This window comes from Arachidicoccus terrestris (assembly GCF_020042345.1).
In the GTDB taxonomy this organism is placed as follows: domain Bacteria; phylum Bacteroidota; class Bacteroidia; order Chitinophagales; family Chitinophagaceae; genus Arachidicoccus; species Arachidicoccus terrestris.
In genome coordinates this window covers 3,480,967-3,500,539 of the sequence record NZ_CP083387.1, presented here as the reverse complement: position 1 = coordinate 3,500,539, position 19,573 = coordinate 3,480,967, and the positions used below count along the sequence as shown (strand labels likewise).

Sequence of the window (19,573 nt, the reverse complement as noted above, 5' to 3'; positions counted from 1 at the left end):
ATGCAGGCTGTCTGATTATATATCCAAACTAAACCGGGTCGATTAGTCGGTAACCTTGGTAATCTTTAGAATATTGGTTGGTAAATGCAGTTCTACGGGTGTGCTGCCCGTATTGACCACAATATCACCTGATTTAATAAAACGCCGCTCCCGAAGGATATTGATCTGGTCATTGACAATTTCATCCAGGCTTTCCTCTTCATCATAGAAAAAAGCACGGACCCCCCAGCTCAGGCTCAGCTGATTGACCAGTTGCTGTTCTTTGGTAAAAATATACAGGGGCGTTCTTGGACGGTAGCTGGAAATTCTAAACCCGGTATAGCCACTCTGGGTCATACCCACTAATGCATTGGCATTCACTTCAGAGGCAATCTTACAGGCATTATAGCAAATCGCATCACTCAACATGGTAGGAGAATGGGCTATTACTTTCAGATCTTCTTCCCTATCATAATAATAATCGGTACGCTCTACTTCCATGATGATCTTACGCATCGTCTCTACCACCAGTACAGGATGATGACCCATTGCCGTTTCACCACTTAGCATAACAGCATCCGTACCTTCCAATACTGCATTGGCAACATCAGTAATCTCACTCCTGTTAGGTTTAGTCCTATCCATCATCGATTCCATCATCTGAGTAGCCACAATAACCGGTTTTGATCTGTGGATGCATTTACGGATGATTTCCCTCTGTGCCATAGGTACTTTTTCCACAGGCAATTCAACACCCAGATCTCCACGGGCAACCATCACCCCATCGGATTCATTGACAATGTTACGCAAATCATCCATGGCAGAAGGCATTTCGATCTTTGCCATTACTTTGATCTTGCTGTTTTGTTCCTGGACTCTCCTTTTAAGATCTACAATATCATCTGCTTTACGAACAAAGGACAATGCTACCCAATCCAGTTGCCTGGCTATAATAAAATCCAGATCCTCGATATCTTTTGGCGTCATGGCCGGCAAGGAAATCTCCGTATCCGGCAGGTTAACGCCTTTATTGGGCAATAAATCGCCACCATAGGTTACCTTTACCTTTACATCACCACTGTCCTTGTTCACCTCAGTAACCACGACTTCTAATTTACCATCATCAATCAGGATCTTCTCTCCCACACTCACATCATTATGTAGATTGGGATAGGAAACATATATTTTTTCTTTTGTACCCACAACCTTTTCTGTGGAAGTAAAAGTCAGGATATCTCCCGGAGCGATCGTCAGCTTATTATTCTCGATCTGCCCCACGCGCAACTTAGGTCCCTGCAGGTCACCCAGAATCGCAACATTATAAGGTTCTTTTTCATTGATTTTACGGATACGGTCAATGATCTCTCCTTTATTTTCATGGCTGCCATGAGAAAAGTTTAAACGAAAAACATTTACCCCTGCCTTTACCAGAGCCAGTAGCTGTTCATATTTTTCACAGGCCGGTCCTACAGTCGCCACTATTTTTGTTTTATGAACATTATGCAGAATCCCTGCTTCAGCATCCATTTCTTTGTGTAAATATTTCTCTACGTTTTTAGACATTTTCACCATTTGTTTTTGTCATTAAAAAATATACATGTCATCCTTTCAAGAACACGCCCGATACCCTTAAAAAGAATGTACGAGCAAAAGGCGCAGTCTGATACGCTGCGCCTTTCTTTTAGTTCTTTTAACTAGCCAATATCTTCACGATACGTAACCAATTCTCGTCCACCGAATCCTTTTCGCGGATGGCAACCTCCAACGGTGTGTAGACGATCTCATTATTGATAATACCGACCATAACATTGGATTTCCCTTCGATCAAGGCTTCTACTGCATGGTATCCCATTCTGCTGGCCACTAGGCGATCGATACAGGTTGGCGATCCACCTCTTTGGATATGTCCCAAAATAGACACTTTGGTATCAAAATTAGGGAGTCGCTCACGAACAATCTTTGCGACTTCGTTTGCCCCCCCAAATGCGTCGCCCTCTGCAACCACAATGATATTCACCAGCTTTTTTCTTTTTTCCTTCTCAGAAAGAGAGCTGATTACATCCTCGATATTGGTCGCCGCCTCCGGGATCAATATCGTTTCAGCGCCCGTGGCAATACCACTATGTAATGCGATATAACCCGCATGCCGCCCCATTACTTCTACAATAAAAAGCCTGTCATGTGCATCGGCTGTATCACGGATCTTATCGATGGCCTGAACGGCGGTATTACAGGCTGTATCAAAACCAATAGTAAAATCCGTACCATATAAGTCTTTATCTATTGTACCCGGAAGACCAATTACGGGTAGCCCAAATTCATTTTGTAGTTTCATGGCACCGGTAAAACTACCGTCGCCGCCAATAACGACCAGGCCATCAATGCCTCTTTTTTTGAGATTTTCATAAGCCTGCCGTCTGCCCTGTTCAGTATAAAACTCTCTGCAACGAGCTGACTTTAAAATAGTTCCACCTCTCTGAATGATATTTGCCACTGTTCTGGAGTCCATCTGGAAGATGTCATCTTCCATCATCCCGCTATACCCCCGCATAATACCATACACTTCCAGTCCCATATAAACACCGGTACGTACAACTGCCCTGATTGTGGCATTCATTCCAGGTGCATCTCCCCCGGAAGTTAGAATCGCTATTTTACTGACTTTTTTAGACATTTGAAAAAATTATAATATATGGTAACGTTTGCGCTGATTTTCCAACAAGAGGCGAAAGTACAAAAAGGAATATAATTTTCCGAAAACCTATCTTTATATTTTTTGCCTAACACCTATTAGCAAAGCGTTTCAGCGAATTGTACCTGTCTGTTGCCGGCAATATCTAATATGGCTTTTGGATTTCACCGCACCATTTCAAGAATGTCAAAGCTACGTTAGCATCACAATATAAATGAGGTGAAAAGGTACGAAGATTTCCGGTGAAAATCCATCGGGGGGAGCTGGGTTAAAAATTCAATAACAAGTTGCTTGTCTAAATTTGCAATAATGCCGGCCACTCATCTGGCCTGTAACGTATCAAACTGCTAACCGCTTAAATTCCAATATATTGATTATATTTGACCGCAAAGAGCTTCACATATGGTTGAACCAAATAAAAAGGAGTGAACCATTTACGGAATCGGTTAAAAAAGTTTCAAGATCATCTCATGCATGACCCAATATATAGCAGGGTCAACGCAGCCGATTAAAGAGGCGTCTTCGGCACCATCAGGTGAGTCGCCAATTGAGTATTTTAGGGCGCTTTATTCGATAAATTGTGGATTTCCGTGCGTATTTCTGCAACTATTGGAGCCTCAATGAAGCACACGCAAAATAACTGATTTAAAAATATAGAATCGTATGTCTACAGATCCGCACACGGAGCAACCATTCGACCTCAAGGAAAGAATTGAGAAAGTGACCCATAGCAATATTTATTGCTGGCTTATGCTTTTAATCGGTGCAATCTGCATTTTTATGATGTTTCTTTACCATGAGGGCCAGCGATATTCGGATAAATTCTTTTTGGTATTGGCTGTATTTGTGATCGCAATACTCATTAATGTAAATCAACTACGCAAAAACTACCTCAAAAACAAGGAAAAGGACAAAATGTAGCCAGTAGCTTTACCGACGATGTAAATAGTCGAATTCATTTTTGGCTTACCTTATAAATCCACTATTTTTACAAAATCAATAACTTAAGCAGCATACATGGCTTTAAACATTGTCTGGATAGCCTTTTTTGTCATTGCATTTGTGATAGCGCTGATCAAATTCTTCTTTCTGGGAGACATCGAGATCTTCAAGAGGTTAACTGATGGCATCTTTGATAGTGCCACGACTTCTGTCACACAGGTGGCTTTCCCGCTGGCAGGTACTATGGTTTTCTTCCTTGGACTTATGAAAATCGCAGAAAAGGCAGGCGCGATAGCCAGACTCGCCAGGATATTAAACCCTTTTATGCGTCGTTTATTCCCTGAGGTGCCGCAAAATCATCCGGCTATGGGAGAAATGGTGATGAATTTCTCAGCCAATATGCTGGGGCTGGATAACGCCGCAACGCCGTTCGGCTTAAAAGCCATGGAAAGCCTGCAAGAACTCAATCCTAAAAAAGACGTAGCCAGTGATGCCCAGATCATGTTTTTGGTATTACATACCAGTGGGCTTACATTGATACCCCTGTCAATTATTGCTTACCGATTGGCTGCCGGCTCCCAGGAAGCCGCCAGTATATTTATACCTTGTGTATTAGGTACGGTTTTTACAACACTTATGGCAATCTTAGTTACTGGTCTCAAACAAAAAATTAAATGGGATTTTGTACTGATTGGCTGGCTGCTTGGCATATTTGCACTTATTGTCGGACTATTGATCGGAGTAGGGACGATGAGTACGGCGGGCAAAGAAGTATTTAGTAAAATCGCCGGCAGCCTGGTGCTGTTGTTAGTAATCATTTTAATCATTATAGCAGGAGCCTATAAAAAGGTTTCGGTCTTCGATACATTTATTGATGGGGCTAAAGAAGGCTGGGTCATCGTCGTAAAGATCATTCCCTATTTAGTCGGTATGCTGGTCGCAATCAGGGTATTCAGGGATTGTGGAGCACTGGGCTACCTGACAGATGGTATCGGCTATATCATTCATGCGATCGGCTTTAATACGGACTTTGTACCTTCCCTGCCTGTTGCCATCATGAAACCATTTAGCGGCAGCGGCGCCAGAGGGCTGATGATTGATACGATGCAAACTTTCGGACCGGACAGTTTTGTCGGGAAGCTGGCCTGTACCTTTAACGGCTCAGCTGACACAACTTTTTACATTATTGCCCTGTATTTTGGTAGTGTGGGCATTAAAAAGGTCAGATATGCGGTCTGGGTGGGGCTGGCAGCGGACATCCTGGGTGTGCTCGGAGCGATCGCAATAGGTTATATATTTTTTCACTAACCATTAATCTTTTGTAAATAAATAACATCCAAAAGGTAATCGATAGATCGATGAAAAATCCAGACAATCAGAAATTTAGGCATGATTAATGCCCCATATTGACGGACGTCCTGGAAAATTACGGGTTTGGGCAATTTTAACGGATTCAATAAAATAAGTACATTAACCATTAAATAACACTTTTATGAAAAGGACTTTATTTTCCATAGCGGCCATACTCTGTGCCAGCGTGGTACTGTTTAGCTGTAGCAAAGATAACGACCCAGTTTACCCAGACGATCCCCAGGCTCTGACTTCTGTTTTTAATGTCAAGTCCTCAGACTGGTTGAGTAATGATGCTGGCAATTATGACGTCACTTTTGATATGACTGAAATTACTGAATCCATAACCGATATGGGTGCTGTCTGGATCTATTATTCCTTTAACGGCGGTAATTCCTATGAACTAGCGCCCAGTTTGACCCGGACAGATGACAAGGGGCATTCTTTTGATTTTCTGGCGGAATCTGGAGATGACACGCAGGGCGGCTACGTATTATTAACGGCCGTTCCATATAGCGATAACTCAGGTGTCCCATCTACCTTTGACGGCAATCAGATACAGATCAAGGTTGTATCGATACCAAGCTCCTTGTATAATGCCCACAAAAATGTCAATAAAGAGGATTACAATGAAGTCAGAAGGGTATTTAACCTGAAATAATCCATTTGTTCTTTACAAGTAAAGGTCAATCCAACATAACATACTACAGCTAAAAGGTCCGCCGTTTCAATGATAGAAGCGGCGGACCTTTTAAAGCACTCAACTACCAATTACCACCTGGGGCTTCTCAGTCCTCTGTCGTTTTTGCTTTTTTCTTGCTAAAACGTGCCAGGGAATACATCACCCCGCCGAAGATCAGAAAAGTGACGCCGGTAATCCGGTTGATCTCACTGCCGTTTTTCGTTGTAAAAGAGGCAATCAAAAGCAGAATACTGATGATCATAAAAAACCAGCCTATAACGGAGCGTAAATCCATACTGTTATTTTCCATAATTGATGCGTTTAATAGAAGATGATATTAAAGATAATGGTAGCAATGACGACCAGAGAACCCACAATCACCGGGCTCTTGTACCAGACATAGTGCCCCGTATTCTGTTTTTCCGTAAGAGAATAAACCAGCCCTACCAGTTCAGACTCTTTGCGGCGTTTTGTTCCCAGGCTTACCAGCCAGGTCACCAGAAAGCAACTGATAAAAGCAACAGAGGCAATATTGAAATTCTGCCCCATTGAAGAGCCATATTCATACAGCGGTTGCGTACCCAATAGGTGAGACAGCCATCCCCCTTTACCTTCTGCAACTGTCAGCCCATGCGTTGCGGCCGCTGCAAGGGTACCACTGATCAGGCCATAGAAAGCGCCATTGGCAGTCGCTTTTTTCCAGAACATGCCCAGAAAGAATGTAGCGAATAGCGGTGCATTGATAAAGCCGAACACCAATTGCAAAAAGTCCATGATATTGTCAAAGCTACGAGCCAGATAAGCGGTCGCTACCGAAGCAGCGATGCCAAACACCGTCACAGCTTTGCCTACATTCAGATAATGCTTATCCGAGGCACCCTTTTTAATATAGGACTGATAGATATCAAAAGTAAATACTGTATTAAAGGCTGTCACATTACCGGCCATACCGCTCATAAAAGAAGCGATAAGTGCGGTTAAGCCCACTCCCAGTAAACCGTTGGGATAAAAATGCTGTAACAGTGAAGGAAGTGTCATGTTATAATCGTAACCACCTCCCTTTGCCATAGGGAGTGTATAGCTGGCATCGGTTTTCATCAACACCAGGGCAATAATGCCCGGCAAAATCACGATAACCGGCATGAAAATCTTAGGTATGGCTGCATAGATGGGTGTCATCTGCGCATCGTTGATGTTTTTGGTAACCATTGCCCTTTGCACCACCAGAAAATCCGTACACCAATACCCAAAGGCCAATACAAAACCGAGTCCAAAGATGAGGCTTCCATAATTGGTGCCTAACGGATTGGTTGCTGCACTGCCCATCCCTTTCCAGACATGCAGTAAATTCGTGCCTTCCAGACTAGTCTTGATACCTTCCCAGCCACCCACATGATGCAGGCCGATATATACTAATGGGGCGATACCCAGAACTATTAAAAAGAACTGTAGTACTTCATTATAGACCGCAGAGGTAAGCCCTCCCAAATAGGTATAACCCAATACGATAATGGAAGCGACAATAATAGAAGAGCTAAAACTCCAGCCCAACATGGCTTCTAAAAGAATAGCCAGGGCGTACAGAGAAATACCGGATGAGAAAATGGTCATGATGGCAAAAGTAATGGCATTAAAACCTCTTGTTTTTTCATCATAACGCAGGGCCAGATATTCGGGTACGCTCCTTGCCTTACTGCCATAATAAAACGGCATCATAAATATGCCCAAGAATACCATGGCAATGGCTGCCCCCAACCAGTAAAAATGAGTAGTAAAGAGGCCATACTTGGCCCCGGAAGCAGCCATCCCCAATACTTCCTGTGCGCCCAGATTGGCTGAAATAAAGGCCAGAGAGGCCACCCACATGGGGATTGACCGACCGCTCATTAAGAAGTCATTTGAGGTTTTCATTTTTCGTTTGAGCACATACCCGATGCCCAGTACAAAAACGAAATAGGTCAGAATGACCAGGTAATCGACCAGATTCAGTTCTAATTTCATTGGTTTAAAGTTTAAGACAATGCCTTATGATCCTTTCGGGATTTTAAAGCATGGCCTGCTTTACAGATTTTGATTTTATTAAAAGGATGCAATAATAGATTGAATTTAGTCAGTCTCTAATCTGCCGCGGCAGTCTCTTGTTGCTGTACGACACTTACGCCTGCCTCTGTTTCTGCCACATATACTTTGGGTGTTTTACCCATAGCTGCCTCATATTTTTGAGAAACGCTCCTGATCAGCTCGGGGATCGCTTCCTTTCTGACCAGATTAATCGTACATCCCCCAAAACCACCACCCATCATACGGGCCCCCAACACGTCAGGATGACCTTTAACGCAGTCGATCAAAAAATCCAGTTCTGGGCAACTTACCTCATAATTTTTGCTCAGGCCGTCGTGTGTAGCAAACATTTTCTGGCCAAATGAAGCGACATCGCCTCTTCTGAGATCTTCACAGCCTTCCAGCAACCGTCTGTTTTCCTGAACGACATAGCGACATCTTCGATATACCACGGGATCCTGATCTTTTACCAGTTCATCCAACATTTCCTGAGTGGCATCTCTGAGTGTTTTTACTTCCGGATATTTTTGTCGGATCAACTGTACGCCCTGTTCACACTGTTGTCTGCGGGTATTGTACTCAGAAGAGGCCAGAGAATGACTGACACAGCTATCAAATAAAACAATGTCTACTCCCTCCATCTCAATAGGGTTATAACTATAATCCAGAGACCGACAATCCAGTTGTATTACAAAATTTTTCTTACCCATCATGGAAGCAAACTGATCCATAATGCCGCATTGGACACCGACAAATTCATTCTCGGCGCACTGTGCGATCTTCACCATATGGACTTTATCCAGCTCGAGTGAAAAGAGTTCATTCAAACCAAAGGCAACCCCACATTCCAAAGCAGCAGAGGAAGATAATCCGGCTCCAAGTGGAATATCTCCGCTAAAGATGCAATTGAACCCACCGACCTTCAGGCCGGCTTTCTGCAATTGATCCACGACACCCAAAATGTAAAGGGTCCAGTGTTGGTTATTTTGTTCGATATTGTTAACGCTGCCCGTATAGGACTCATTCAGGTCAACCGCAACCAGTTCAATACGATCATCCTGTCTTGCGGACATACCTAAATAAATCGCTTTATTGATCGCCGCAGGTAACACAAAACCGTCATTGTAGTCGGTATGCTCTCCTATGAGGTTTACTCTGCCTGGGGCTCGTATGATCAGCGGTCTTTCCTGAAATTTCTCTTCAAATTTTTGTTGAATGTTATTAATGATGGAATGCATTTGTTTAACTTATATGCTTTGATGATTGGATTTTCTTTGAGAGGACTCTCTTTTGTATAACAGGGGATTTAAAATAATACTTTTGCAGGCAGGCTGCCCTTTTTTTGCATCAATAATGGATAACAATAAGCTCATCGCCTCTTTACCCATCATAACAGTTTGTTGGTCTACTGACGAGAGGCTGGGCGTTAAATGTTCGGCAAATAACTCATTGGCAAATCCAAAAACACCAAATGCGTCCGGCACGCAGATCTTTCTGCTTTTTAACTCTTTAATAGCTCCTAACGCAGAGTAATCTTCGACCGCAAAGACAGCGTCCGGTACCTCTTTTTGTTTAAAGAAATAATTGATCGCTTCCTTTCCTGCAGCGATGGAAACATCTCCATCAAAAAGCCAGGACTTTTTAAAGGGCATTTTATATTTCTTAAGTGCGGCCTTGTAACCATTAAACCGATCGTTAAATGCTTTTATGTGTTGTTGTCCGCCAATATGTGCTATTCTTTCGTAGCCTTGTTCAATCAGATGCTCAGTAGCCAAATAAGCTCCGTTAAAATCATCGATCACCACCGAGGAAATATCCAGCCCTTCCTTGGCCCGGTCAAAGAATACCAACGGCATACCAATGTCTCTGGCGGCAGTAAAGTGACCATAATCGATGGTTTCCTTGGCAATAGACACCAGAATACCATCCACATGTGCAGAAAGCAGAGCCTCCAGCCCTTCCATCTCTGATTTGTAACTTTCATTCGTCTGAAATAACAAGATGCGGTAGCCATTTTCATTAGCCACACTTTCTATACCATGTACGACTGAACCAAAAAAGTTGATGTCTGCACTTGGGATCAGCACACCTATGGTATAAGATTTGCCTAACCTGAGTGAAGAAGCGATCTGGTTGCGTTTATAATGCATCTTGTCCGCCAGTTCATGCACCTTTTTTTTCATAGCGTCACTGATAGCCGGATGGTTATTTAGCGCACGAGAGACAGTTCCGGGGGTGGTTCCCAGATATTCTGCTAAATCGGTAATTGTTATTTTTTTATTCACCTATGCAAACGTTTACGTTGGCTAAGATAAAGGAGAATTATTAATAAAATAAAAAATAACGGCAAAATTTTTAATTTCTTTTAATGGCAGGCCCATTTCTGGCAAATTTGGAGCAAAACCAGATATATCAATTGCGGCTACCTTAACCTATCATAATTGCAAGGAGTATACAATAGTACTTACTTATATCGTCGTTTTCTGATCTTCGGCTTTTTCTCATGATCCCTGAGCTCTTGCATGGCTTCAGGAGCGGGCTCATTTACAATTGATTTTGCCGCCTGGAATAGCACGATATATCCTACCAGGCAAAACAGCAGTTCCTTCCATGTAATCCAATACCCCCACCAGCTATATATTGCCCCTTGTTGTGGTCGTGCATTTTCATAGATAACGACTACCTTTTCACCTTCCTTATATGATCTGAACAGATAACCCGCAGGCACACTGTAGTTGGTCTGACCATTAAGTGTATATTCTGCGAACGGTGCCTGTTTATGACTATTGCTATCTAACTTGTACCGAATCGTAGCCGGTGTTTTCAGACCATCAAAGTAATCCGGTGTCCGGCTAAATGGGATATATAACCCAAATACAACAATAAATATGAGAAACAGGGTTTTATTCAAGTAATCTTGTCTTTAAATTTTACATAAATCCAAGTTCCAGTTTCGCTTCATCGCTCATCATGTCTTTGTCCCATGCGGGATCAAAAGTGAGTTGAATATGCGCTTCTTTGACACCCTGGATATCTTGAACTTTTTGTTGGACTTCATTGACAATATCACCTGCAACAGGGCAATTAGGCGCTGTAAGCGTCATGGTAATAAATACAACATTATCTTCCTTTACTTCAATTTTATACACCAGTCCCAGTTCCATGATATTGCAGGGGATTTCGGGGTCGTATACTGTACGTAATGTATCTTCTATCTGATCTCTAAGTGTAATTTCGTTTGACATAGCTGTTCTTTTTAATCAAAAAAATACCGGAGTTATCTGCACCAGTTAATGCTGTAAGGTGTTAAACGCAATCGCATAATGCTTGATTTGCTTTAACATGGAAAGTAAGCCGTTGGACCTGGTAGGGGACAAATGACTTTTCAGGCCAATATCATCCACAAAATGCAAATCACTGGCAATGATTTCCTTGGGTGTATGCCCCGAAAGGACCCGGACAACCAGGGCTACCAATCCCTTAGTAATCAATGCATCACTATCCGCCGTAAAATACAATTTTCCATCCTTAAAATCCGCATGTAGCCAGACTTGTGACTGGCAGCCTTTAATCAGATTTTCCGGCAGCTTATATTGTTCATCAATCATCGGCAATTCCTTACCCATTTGAATGATCATTTCATATTTATCCATCCAGTCAGTTAGAAAGGCAAATTCTTCAATGATCTCTTCCTGAGCGGCCTCTATCGTATTATTTATATTTTCTGTTGCCATTTTTAATATTAATTCCAGCGTATTTTTATTGAACACTTCTTTTACAGTAAAATCCTTGCAGCCCTTTCCAGTCCTTTAAACAAGGCATCAATTTCTTCATTTGTATTATAAAACGCAAAGGACGCCCTCACCGTACCGGGAATACCGAATATATCCATCACCGGCTGACAGCAATGATGCCCGGTTCTAACAGCAATACCTTGTTTATCTAACAGCTCCCCGGTGTCAAAAGGGTGTGCTGTTCCCAGAAGAAAGGAGATTACTCCTGCACGGTCTTTTGCCTGTCCGATCAGCCTAAATCCAGCAATAGACTGCAGACGGGTCAGCCCATATTCCATCAGAGCGGCTTCCGTATCATGAATTCGGTCAATACCAATATCTTCGACATATTTTAAGGCGGCCGCCAGACCAATCGCACCGGATATATCCGGTGTTCCCGCCTCAAATTTAAAAGGCAACTCATTGTAGACCGTTTTTTCCAGGGTAACGGTTTTGATCATATCCCCTCCGCCTTGGTAAGGCGGTAGTTTATCCAGCCACTCTTGCTTACCATAAAGAATACCGATGCCTGTAGGTCCATAGATCTTATGACCGGAAAAGACCATAAAGTCGACATCCAGGTCTCTTACCGAGACCGGCATGTGTTGAACTGCCTGTGCACCGTCCAACAATACCGGAATATTTTTCTCATGGGCTGTAGCGATGATCTTTTTAACCGGATTGACTGTAGCCAGTGAGTTGGATACGTAAGTCAGTGCTATTATCTTAACGGAATCATCCAGTAATTCATCCATTCTATCCAGCTCTAATTCGCCATATGTATTAAACGGAATGACTTTTAAGATAGCGCCTCGCTCTTCACAGATCATCTGCCAGGGAACAATATTAGAATGGTGTTCCATAGCAGTAATCATCACACTATCGCCTTGTTGCAAAAAGGTTCTGCCAAAACTGCTGGCGACCAGATTGATTCCATCTGTGGTCCCTTTGGTAAAAATGACTTCTTTATCATCACCGGCATCAATATAGGCAGCGACTGTTTTTCTTGCTTCTTCATAAGCATCTGTCGCCACTTGACTTAGATGATGTACCCCTCTGTGGACATTGCTATTATATTGCCTGTAATACCGTTCAAGCTGGTTCAGCACCTGGCGGGGTTTCTGTGTAGTAGCCGCATTGTCCAGATAAACCAGCGGGTGGTCATATATGTTTTGTTCCAGCAGGGGAAAGTCCCTGCGGATCTCTTTTATTTCTGATGAGGTTAATATTGTAGACATCTTAATCATTCAAATGATGGATAATATAGGGTATAACAAAGGTAATATAAAATTACCTGATGGTTATTAGCAAAGGAGCCGGGGAGTATGGTCTCCCCGGCTCCTTATTATACTTCCTTTCACATAAGGAAGCGGTAAATATTATAGCTGCTGAGCGGAAGAGATCGTTTTTTCGATCAGGTGCTCGATATGATCCCGCAACGCCTCATTTTCGATCTTACTGGTCACATCAAAAGCAAAGGCTGTAACCATAAGACTATGGGCTGTTTCTGCCCCTATACCGCGGGAACGTAAATAAAACAATGCCTCTTCATCAAACTGGCCTACCGTGCTACCATGGCTGCATTTAACGTCATCTGCATAAATTTCCAGCTGTGGCTTAGAATTGATCGTGCCATTCGGGCTGAATAATAGATTATTGTTTTGCTGGAAAGCATTGGTTTTCTGGGCTGGACGGTGGACATAGATCTTACCGTTAAAAACGCCTTTACCGCCGTCAAGAATCACTCCTTTATACAGTTGGTTGCTCATACAGTTCGGATGACGATGGTCCACTAATGAATGATTGTCAACAAGATGCTTATCTTCCACCATATAAAGACCATACAGATGGGTCTCAGTGTTTGGTCCATCCAGACTCACATTCAAATTATTGCGTACGAGGTCTGCCTGTGGTAAAGTTATCGTGTAATTATCATAACGGCTATCCCTTAATTGCTGTACCTGTGTATGCATGATCCAGCGTTCCTGGGGGCGTCCTACCTGAAGATGAGCATGTTTAAAATGTGCATTTTCTTCCACCTGGATCTCTGTCACACCATTGACAAATAAGACCTGCCCGGATACACAGACACTTGACTCCAGTACTTCTGCAGAAGCACCACGGCGGACTTTGATGATATTTCTGGGCTGCAGGAAAAGACATTCGGTGTCACCGTACACATGAATGACCTGCAAGGGCTTATCCAACCTGAAATCCTTTTGCAGCTCTAAATAAAAACCATCGGTAAAGCAGGCAGTATTTATAGCTGCAAAAGGAAATTTCTCAATAGGCAAACTGCTGTTTACCTGGTTGGCAAAACTTTCTGTACCCCTAATATCTGCAACTGATAGTAAGGTCCACCCTTGCATTTGTTCCGGCAGTTCGCTGTAACTAAAATCGATCGCACCATTGACCAGAACAAGTTTATAGGCATCCAGCCCTTTGATCCGCGCCTTCGAAATTGCTTTTTCAACAGTTTCCCTACTCAGGATACCTGAGGGCTGCATTTGATAATTATCTTTCAGAAAGGGCGCCAGATTAGTGAAGCGCCATTCTTCGTTTTTGATTGTAGGAATCCCTGCACACTGGAAGGCACCCAATGCCGCTTCTCTTTTCTGAAGAAGTGCTTCGGGTTCTTCCCCCTGGTTTTTCTGATAAGTCTGTTCAAATTCTTTAATCAAATTGTCATATAAAGAATTTTCGACTACTTGTTGAGACATACAATTTGAGTTATTATAACGTAACATAACCACTTTAATCAACAGTTACATCACATAGTGCCGATGTATGTTCACGTAACACCGACTATACATAAAAATTACTTATTTTCTTCCTTGATCCAGTCGTACCCTTTTTCTTCCAGTTCAAGGGCTAATTCTTTTCCCCCGGATTTAACGATACGGCCATTGTAAAGCACATGAACAAAATCAGGCACGATATACTCCAGTAAACGCTGGTAGTGGGTAATCAGAATAAAGGAATTGTTTTTAGAGCGGAGCTTATTCACGCCATTGGAGACAATTCGCAGTGCATCAATATCCAGCCCTGAATCTGTTTCATCCAAAATAGCCAGCTTGGGTTCCAGCATGGCTAGCTGCAGAATTTCATTGCGTTTTTTCTCTCCTCCTGAAAATCCTTCATTCAGCGAACGATTTACCAGCTTGGCATCAAACTCGACTAATTTTTGTTTCTCTTTTGTCAACTGCAGAAAACTTTTGGCATCCAGAGGCGCTTTACCGTGATAAGTCCGGATTTCATTTAATGCTGTTTTCAGGAAATTAATATTCGATACACCTGGAATCTCTACCGGATACTGAAAAGCCATGAACAGGCCTTCACGGGCCCTGTCTTCAGGAGAGAGTTCCAACAGGTCCTTACCATCCATTTCAACAGCGCCTTCAGTCACTTCATAATTTTCCCGGCCTGCGAGTACAGAAGCCAGGGAACTCTTACCGGAACCGTTAGGGCCCATGATCGCATGTACCTCACCGGCACCTACTTCGAGGTTGATCCCTTTTAATATTTGTTTATCTTCGACAGATGCGTATAAATTTTTAATGCTTAACATTCGATGATTCTGCTATGTTTAATATTCGATGAAATAATAATAAAAGTGTCGGTCATTATATTATAATTAACCCACACTACCTTCAAGGGTCAGACTAAGAAGTTTTTGCGCTTCAACAGCAAATTCCATGGGAAGCTGATTAAGCACCTCTCTCGCATAACCATTAACGATCAGGGCAACCGCCTGTTCGGTGTCAATTCCTCTCTGGTTCAGGTAGAAAATCTGATCCTCACCAATCTTGGAAGTTGTTGCCTCGTGTTCGATGGTCGCCGTATTATTTTTTGACTCAATGTATGGGAAAGTATGTGCACCACATAGATCTCCGATCAAAAGGGAATCGCACTGCGTAAAATTACGTGCACCTTCTGCTTTCGCTCCGACCTGGACCAATCCACGATAGCTGTTTTGTCCAAATCCGGCAGAAATACCTTTAGAGATAATCCGGCTACGGGTGTTCTTTCCTAAATGATAAATCTTAGTACCGGTATCAGCGATCTGCTTGTTCTTAGTCACCGCCACTGAGTAGAACTCTCCGACAGAGTTGTCTCCCTGTAAAATAACACTAGGATATTTCCAAGTAATAGCAGACCCGGTTTCGACTTGCGTCCAGGAAATCTTGGAATTTTTACCTCTGCAGGCCCCTCTTTTGGTTACAAAATTATAAATACCGCCTTTGCCTTCTTTATCACCCGGAAACCAGTTCTGCACCGTAGAATACTTGATTTCTGCATTATCCATGGCGATCAATTCGACGATCGCTGCATGTAGTTGATTCTCATCTCTTTTTGGTGCAGTGCAACCTTCCAGGTAGCTGACATAAGCGCCTTCATCAGCAATAATCAACGTTCTTTCAAACTGACCTGTATTCTCGGTATTGATCCTGAAATAAGTGGAAAGTTCCATCGGGCAGCGTACTCCTTTCGGGATGTAGACAAAGGAACCGTCAGAAAATGCCGCGGTATTCAAGGACGCGAACTTATTATCAGAATAAGGAACCACTGTTCCCAAATATTTACGAACCAATTCAGGATGCTCTTGTACAGCTTCACTGATAGAACAGAAAATAATGCCCAGTTTACTTAATTCAGCTTTGAAGGTAGTTGCAACAGAAACACTGTCAAAAACTGCATCTACGGCTACCTGTGGTTTTTCGCCTTCCAGTTCTTCTACTCCCGCGAGAATCTTTTGCTCATTCAAGGGGATCCCTAGTTTTTCAAAAGTTGCCAGTAATTCCGGATCTACTTCATCCATGCTACCGAGCTTCTTTTTCTTTTTGGGTGCCGCATAGTATGAAATCCCCTGAAAATCGATCTCAGGCATTTCAAAATTTTGCCATTCGGGCATCGGCTGACGCTCGAAAGTATGTAGTCCCTTCAGGCGCCATTGCAGCAACCACTCAGGTTCATTTTTTTTCTGGGAAATAAAACGGATGACATCCTCGTTTAAACCGGCTGGCAAAACATCCATCTCTATATCGGTAGAAAAACCGAACTCATATTCCTGATTGGATATCTGTTCTAATATATCCTCATCTTTTTCCTTATTCGCCATTTCGAAAAATAAATTTAATAGTACGATACACTACACTGCGAAACTCTCGCCGCAGCTGCAGGTTCTGGTCGCATTCGGATTATTGAAAAAAAGTCCTTTTCCATTCAGGCCGCCTGAATAATCCAATTCAGTTCCGAATAAATACAACAGGCTTTTTCGATCCACCAGAACCGTAACCCCTTTATCCTCAAATACCTGATCATCCGGCCTTTTTTCACTGTCAAATTCGAGCTGATATTCCAGGCCGGAACAACCTCCGCCACGTACCCCTACGCGGATAAACTTACCCTTACTATCAGGCTGTTCTCCTTGTAACTTGTCAATATAGGCCTTTGCTGCATCAGAAACGGTAATCATTGTTCCTCCTTTTTTGGCAATCCTTTCAGATTCTAGCCTCTTCTTTGTTTCGATGTGCAAAGTTACAAAGAGAAATTGATTATTTGATAGAATGAATGTATTAATTTGGTAAAGTTTGAGGGGCTCAAACAATAGGATAAAAAGGTCTTTTATTCCATTTAATTAACAATACATTATCAAAATTTAGTATTCAATTGCAATTAACTTCTATTGTAGAATATTTTTATAATGTTTGACATATTATAATTGATTTCCAACATTTTCCATCATTATCATATTTTTAACAATATACTTTCCAGTTCGGCATAATATCTGAACTACCCAGTTGGATTATTAACCTATAAAAAAACACTTAGTTATGAAATTCAATCATCTTAGTATGGCGGCAGCTGCGATGCTGATCGCTACCGTTAGCTTCGGACAGGACACAATACCAGGAAAAGATACATTACCATCTCAGGATACAATTACAGTTCCAAGGGACACGGTCTCTGTTCCTCCTACAGACAGCATGCAGGGTACAGCAATGGCCATGTTATCTGATACAACCGATCCTAAAAAAGATACTACCACTATACCAGAAGATACTACTAAATCAAGTCTGGCTATGGTAAGCTTTCAATCCGCTCCTGCCTTTTATCAGGATACTACTACGGATCCCAAAAAAGATACAACAGATCAACCTACAAAGGACACCAGCTCTTCTGCACTGGCATTAGCATTGGTAGCCCCTCAGCAGACCCTGTTTTATCAGGATACTACTACGGACCCTAAAAAGGATACGACGGATCAGCCTACAAAGGACACCAGCTCTTCTGCACTGGCATTAGCATTGGTAGCCCCTCAGCAGACCCTGTTTTATCAGGATACTACTACGGACCCTAAAAAGGATACGACAGACCAACCTACAAAGGACACCAGCTCTTCTGCACTGGCATTAGCATTGGTGGCCCCTCAGCAGACTCTGTTTTTCCAGGACACCACTTCTGACCCTAAAAAGGATACGACGGACCAGCCTGCAAAGGATACTAGTTCCTCAAACGTAGCTATGGTAGCCTATCAGAACAACCAGTTTTTTCAGGACACCACTACCCTTCCTAAAAGGGACACAACAGATAAACCAGCTAAAGACTCTGTTCCAACAACAGATTCTACAACAACGTCAGTGGCTGTTATAAATCAGGCAGACGCCACATTACAGGCAGATAACACACCTGTTGTAGCCGTTATTACAAAGAATGAGTCTTTGACTTAATTAAAGCGTTAACATTAAATGAGTTTGCTTTCAATGGGGGGTTCAGCAATTTGGCTGATCCCCTTTCTTTTTGAACAAGTATGGTCTGTGTTTTGAATAATCTTCCAAAAAGTGCCCTCTGAAAGTTCTCAATGCTAAAGAATACGATTACTTTTGCAGCCTATGAGTCTTTATACCCAACGTGGCGTATCTGCCCAGAAAGAAGAAGTACATCAGGCCATTCAAAATTTAGATCAAGGCCTGTTTCCCTATGCTTTTTGCAAAATGTATCCCGATTATTTAGGCGGTGATGAGCGTTATATCAATATTATGCATGCCGATGGAGCAGGTACCAAAAGTATCCTGGCTTATCTATATTGGAAAGAAACAGGAGATCTGAGCGTTTGGGAAGGTATTTCGAGAGATGCTGTGGCCATGAATCTGGATGATTTGCTTTGTGTGGGAATCTATGATAACATTTTATTTTCCTCCACAATTGACCGGAATAAGACGCTTATCCCTGGTGAGGTGCTGCAACATATTATCAAAGGTAATCAGGATTTCTTTGACCAATTAAAGGAATATGGAGTTAATATCCATTATCTAGGCGGCGAGACCGCTGATGTAGGAGATGTAGCCAGAACGATCGCTGTAAATGGAACAATGAGCGCCCGATTACCTAAATCCAGGGTGATCAGTAATGAAAAAATCTCAGCTGGTCAGGTTATAGTGGGATTTGGTTCCTCTGGGCAAGCTGTTTATGAGGATCAATACAATAGCGGCCTGGGTAGTAACGGGCTTACAAGCGCCCGTCATGATGTGCTGGGTAAGTATTATGCGGAAAAATACCCAGAGACCTTCGAACCCACGCTTCCAAGTGAAGTCGTTTATATTGGCAACCAACAAGTCACGGATCTGATCAAAATCGAAGGCTTTGGTGAAATTCCAGCAGGCAAACTCCTTCTATCCCCTACCAGAACCTATGCCCCCCTTATGAAACTTCTTCTGGAAAAACATTTTGGAGACATCAGCGGTGCCATTCATTGTAGCGGTGGCGGACAGACAAAATGCATGAAATATCTCCCTTGCAATCTGAAGATCGTGAAAGATAACTTATTCGATGTTCCTCCTATATTTGAATTAATTCGTCAGAACTCTGGCGCAGATGACACAGAAATGTATCAGGTTTTTAATATGGGCCATCGTCTGGAGATTTTTACCGGCAAGGCCGCTGCAGCGTCTATGATAGAGATTGCTGCCAGTCTGGGGATTGAAGCTAAAATTGTGGGCCATACCGAGGCTGCCGACACAAAAAGCCTGCATCTGAAAGCGCCATCCGGCTGGATAACGTATAAGTATTAAAACTATTAATCAGGTACTCTCG

Annotated in this window: 19 protein-coding genes; 5 read left to right on the top strand and 14 right to left on the bottom strand. The window is 42.6% G+C overall.

Annotated elements, in window-relative coordinates; all coding sequences use genetic code 11:
* Nucleotides 1-42: 42 nt before the first annotated feature.
* Together pyk and pfkA are read right to left on the bottom strand one after the other, a co-directional pair.
* Complete coding sequence (gene pyk / locus K9M52_RS13655) at nt 43-1,542, bottom strand: pyruvate kinase (protein WP_224068987.1); 1,500 nt, start codon at nt 1,540-1,542, stop codon at nt 43-45.
* A 127-nt stretch (nt 1,543-1,669) separates the two neighbouring features.
* Entirely contained in the window at nt 1,670-2,653 is a 984-nt protein-coding gene (pfkA, locus tag K9M52_RS13650; protein WP_224068986.1) for a 6-phosphofructokinase, read from the bottom strand.
* Between the two features lie 681 nt (nt 2,654-3,334).
* On the opposite strand from pfkA, the gene K9M52_RS13645 reads away from it, so the two are divergent.
* The 3 genes from K9M52_RS13645 to K9M52_RS13635 all read left to right on the top strand — a co-directional run bounded on the left by K9M52_RS13645 (nt 3,335) and on the right by K9M52_RS13635 (nt 5,624).
* Nucleotides 3,335-3,592: a hypothetical protein gene (locus tag K9M52_RS13645; protein ID WP_224068985.1), complete on the top strand. Its 258-nt coding sequence runs from the start codon at nt 3,335-3,337 to the stop codon at nt 3,590-3,592.
* Between the two features lie 96 nt (nt 3,593-3,688).
* Complete coding sequence (locus tag K9M52_RS13640) at nt 3,689-4,921, top strand: nucleoside recognition domain-containing protein (RefSeq protein WP_224068984.1); 1,233 nt, start codon at nt 3,689-3,691, stop codon at nt 4,919-4,921.
* A 184-nt stretch (nt 4,922-5,105) separates the two neighbouring features.
* On the top strand, nt 5,106-5,624 hold the full coding sequence (locus K9M52_RS13635; RefSeq protein WP_224068983.1) for a hypothetical protein: 519 nt from the start codon (nt 5,106-5,108) through the stop codon (nt 5,622-5,624).
* Nucleotides 5,625-5,751: 127 nt separating this feature from the next.
* On the opposite strand, the gene K9M52_RS13630 is transcribed toward K9M52_RS13635, so the two are convergent.
* From K9M52_RS13630 to K9M52_RS13575, 12 genes are all read right to left on the bottom strand, one after another.
* A complete protein-coding gene (locus K9M52_RS13630) occupies nt 5,752-5,955 on the bottom strand; it encodes a hypothetical protein (RefSeq protein ID WP_224068982.1) in 204 nt (67 codons plus the stop codon).
* An 11-nt stretch (nt 5,956-5,966) separates the two neighbouring features.
* Entirely contained in the window at nt 5,967-7,646 is a 1,680-nt protein-coding gene (locus K9M52_RS13625) for a sodium:solute symporter family protein (RefSeq protein WP_224068981.1), read from the bottom strand.
* Between the two features lie 116 nt (nt 7,647-7,762).
* The gene (gene galK, locus K9M52_RS13620) at nt 7,763-8,944 is read right to left on the bottom strand and encodes a galactokinase (protein ID WP_224068980.1); all 1,182 of its coding nucleotides are present in this window, start codon (nt 8,942-8,944) and stop codon (nt 7,763-7,765) included.
* Nucleotides 8,945-8,953: 9 nt separating this feature from the next.
* The gene (locus K9M52_RS13615; RefSeq protein ID WP_224068979.1) at nt 8,954-9,991 is read right to left on the bottom strand and encodes a LacI family DNA-binding transcriptional regulator; all 1,038 of its coding nucleotides are present in this window, start codon (nt 9,989-9,991) and stop codon (nt 8,954-8,956) included.
* Between the two features lie 179 nt (nt 9,992-10,170).
* Complete coding sequence (locus K9M52_RS13610; protein WP_224068978.1) at nt 10,171-10,617, bottom strand: DUF3592 domain-containing protein; 447 nt, start codon at nt 10,615-10,617, stop codon at nt 10,171-10,173.
* A 19-nt stretch (nt 10,618-10,636) separates the two neighbouring features.
* Nucleotides 10,637-10,951 (bottom strand): iron-sulfur cluster assembly protein, encoded by a 315-nt coding sequence (locus tag K9M52_RS13605; RefSeq protein WP_224068977.1) that lies wholly within the window; start codon nt 10,949-10,951, stop codon nt 10,637-10,639.
* Between the two features lie 45 nt (nt 10,952-10,996).
* The gene (locus tag K9M52_RS13600; protein ID WP_224068976.1) at nt 10,997-11,440 is read right to left on the bottom strand and encodes a SufE family protein; all 444 of its coding nucleotides are present in this window, start codon (nt 11,438-11,440) and stop codon (nt 10,997-10,999) included.
* A 41-nt stretch (nt 11,441-11,481) separates the two neighbouring features.
* A complete protein-coding gene (locus tag K9M52_RS13595) occupies nt 11,482-12,717 on the bottom strand; it encodes an aminotransferase class V-fold PLP-dependent enzyme (protein WP_224068975.1) in 1,236 nt (411 codons plus the stop codon).
* 141 nt (nt 12,718-12,858) lie between these two features.
* Nucleotides 12,859-14,199, bottom strand: a complete 1,341-nt coding sequence (gene sufD, locus K9M52_RS13590) for a Fe-S cluster assembly protein SufD (RefSeq protein ID WP_224068974.1) — start codon at nt 14,197-14,199, stop codon at nt 12,859-12,861.
* Nucleotides 14,200-14,297: 98 nt separating this feature from the next.
* Nucleotides 14,298-15,047 (bottom strand): Fe-S cluster assembly ATPase SufC, encoded by a 750-nt coding sequence (gene sufC, locus K9M52_RS13585; RefSeq protein ID WP_224068973.1) that lies wholly within the window; start codon nt 15,045-15,047, stop codon nt 14,298-14,300.
* A gap of 66 nt (nt 15,048-15,113) precedes the next feature.
* The gene (gene sufB / locus K9M52_RS13580; RefSeq protein ID WP_224068972.1) at nt 15,114-16,598 is read right to left on the bottom strand and encodes a Fe-S cluster assembly protein SufB; all 1,485 of its coding nucleotides are present in this window, start codon (nt 16,596-16,598) and stop codon (nt 15,114-15,116) included.
* A 30-nt stretch (nt 16,599-16,628) separates the two neighbouring features.
* Complete coding sequence (locus tag K9M52_RS13575; protein WP_224068971.1) at nt 16,629-16,955, bottom strand: HesB/IscA family protein; 327 nt, start codon at nt 16,953-16,955, stop codon at nt 16,629-16,631.
* Nucleotides 16,956-17,313: 358 nt separating this feature from the next.
* On the opposite strand from K9M52_RS13575, the gene K9M52_RS13570 reads away from it, so the two are divergent.
* Both K9M52_RS13570 and K9M52_RS13565 read left to right on the top strand, forming a co-directional pair.
* Nucleotides 17,314-18,210, top strand: a complete 897-nt coding sequence (locus tag K9M52_RS13570; RefSeq protein WP_224068970.1) for a hypothetical protein — start codon at nt 17,314-17,316, stop codon at nt 18,208-18,210.
* Nucleotides 18,211-18,372: 162 nt separating this feature from the next.
* Nucleotides 18,373-19,551, top strand: a complete 1,179-nt coding sequence (locus tag K9M52_RS13565) for an AIR synthase related protein (protein WP_224068969.1) — start codon at nt 18,373-18,375, stop codon at nt 19,549-19,551.
* Nucleotides 19,552-19,573: the final 22 nt, after the last annotated feature.

What these genes read in the sequence shown, in the direction of transcription:
- K9M52_RS13575 (WP_224068971.1), bottom strand. Translation starts at nt 16,955, where the DNA reads ATGATTACCGTTTCTGATGCAGCAAAGGCCTATATTGACAAGTTACAA.
- galK (WP_224068980.1), bottom strand. Translation starts at nt 8,944, where the DNA reads ATGCATTCCATCATTAATAACATTCAACAAAAATTTGAAGAGAAATTT.
- K9M52_RS13600 (WP_224068976.1), bottom strand. Translation starts at nt 11,440, where the DNA reads ATGGCAACAGAAAATATAAATAATACGATAGAGGCCGCTCAGGAAGAG.
- K9M52_RS13625 (WP_224068981.1), bottom strand. Translation starts at nt 7,646, where the DNA reads ATGAAATTAGAACTGAATCTGGTCGATTACCTGGTCATTCTGACCTAT.
- K9M52_RS13640 (WP_224068984.1), top strand. Translation starts at nt 3,689, where the DNA reads ATGGCTTTAAACATTGTCTGGATAGCCTTTTTTGTCATTGCATTTGTG.
- K9M52_RS13570 (WP_224068970.1), top strand. Translation starts at nt 17,314, where the DNA reads ATGAAATTCAATCATCTTAGTATGGCGGCAGCTGCGATGCTGATCGCT.
- K9M52_RS13595 (WP_224068975.1), bottom strand. Translation starts at nt 12,717, where the DNA reads ATGTCTACAATATTAACCTCATCAGAAATAAAAGAGATCCGCAGGGAC.
- K9M52_RS13645 (WP_224068985.1), top strand. Translation starts at nt 3,335, where the DNA reads ATGTCTACAGATCCGCACACGGAGCAACCATTCGACCTCAAGGAAAGA.
- sufD (WP_224068974.1), bottom strand. Translation starts at nt 14,199, where the DNA reads ATGTCTCAACAAGTAGTCGAAAATTCTTTATATGACAATTTGATTAAA.
- sufC (WP_224068973.1), bottom strand. Translation starts at nt 15,047, where the DNA reads ATGTTAAGCATTAAAAATTTATACGCATCTGTCGAAGATAAACAAATA.
- K9M52_RS13635 (WP_224068983.1), top strand. Translation starts at nt 5,106, where the DNA reads ATGAAAAGGACTTTATTTTCCATAGCGGCCATACTCTGTGCCAGCGTG.
- pyk (WP_224068987.1), bottom strand. Translation starts at nt 1,542, where the DNA reads ATGTCTAAAAACGTAGAGAAATATTTACACAAAGAAATGGATGCTGAA.
- K9M52_RS13565 (WP_224068969.1), top strand. Translation starts at nt 18,373, where the DNA reads ATGAGTCTTTATACCCAACGTGGCGTATCTGCCCAGAAAGAAGAAGTA.
- K9M52_RS13605 (WP_224068977.1), bottom strand. Translation starts at nt 10,951, where the DNA reads ATGTCAAACGAAATTACACTTAGAGATCAGATAGAAGATACATTACGT.
- sufB (WP_224068972.1), bottom strand. Translation starts at nt 16,598, where the DNA reads ATGGCGAATAAGGAAAAAGATGAGGATATATTAGAACAGATATCCAAT.
- K9M52_RS13630 (WP_224068982.1), bottom strand. Translation starts at nt 5,955, where the DNA reads ATGGAAAATAACAGTATGGATTTACGCTCCGTTATAGGCTGGTTTTTT.
- pfkA (WP_224068986.1), bottom strand. Translation starts at nt 2,653, where the DNA reads ATGTCTAAAAAAGTCAGTAAAATAGCGATTCTAACTTCCGGGGGAGAT.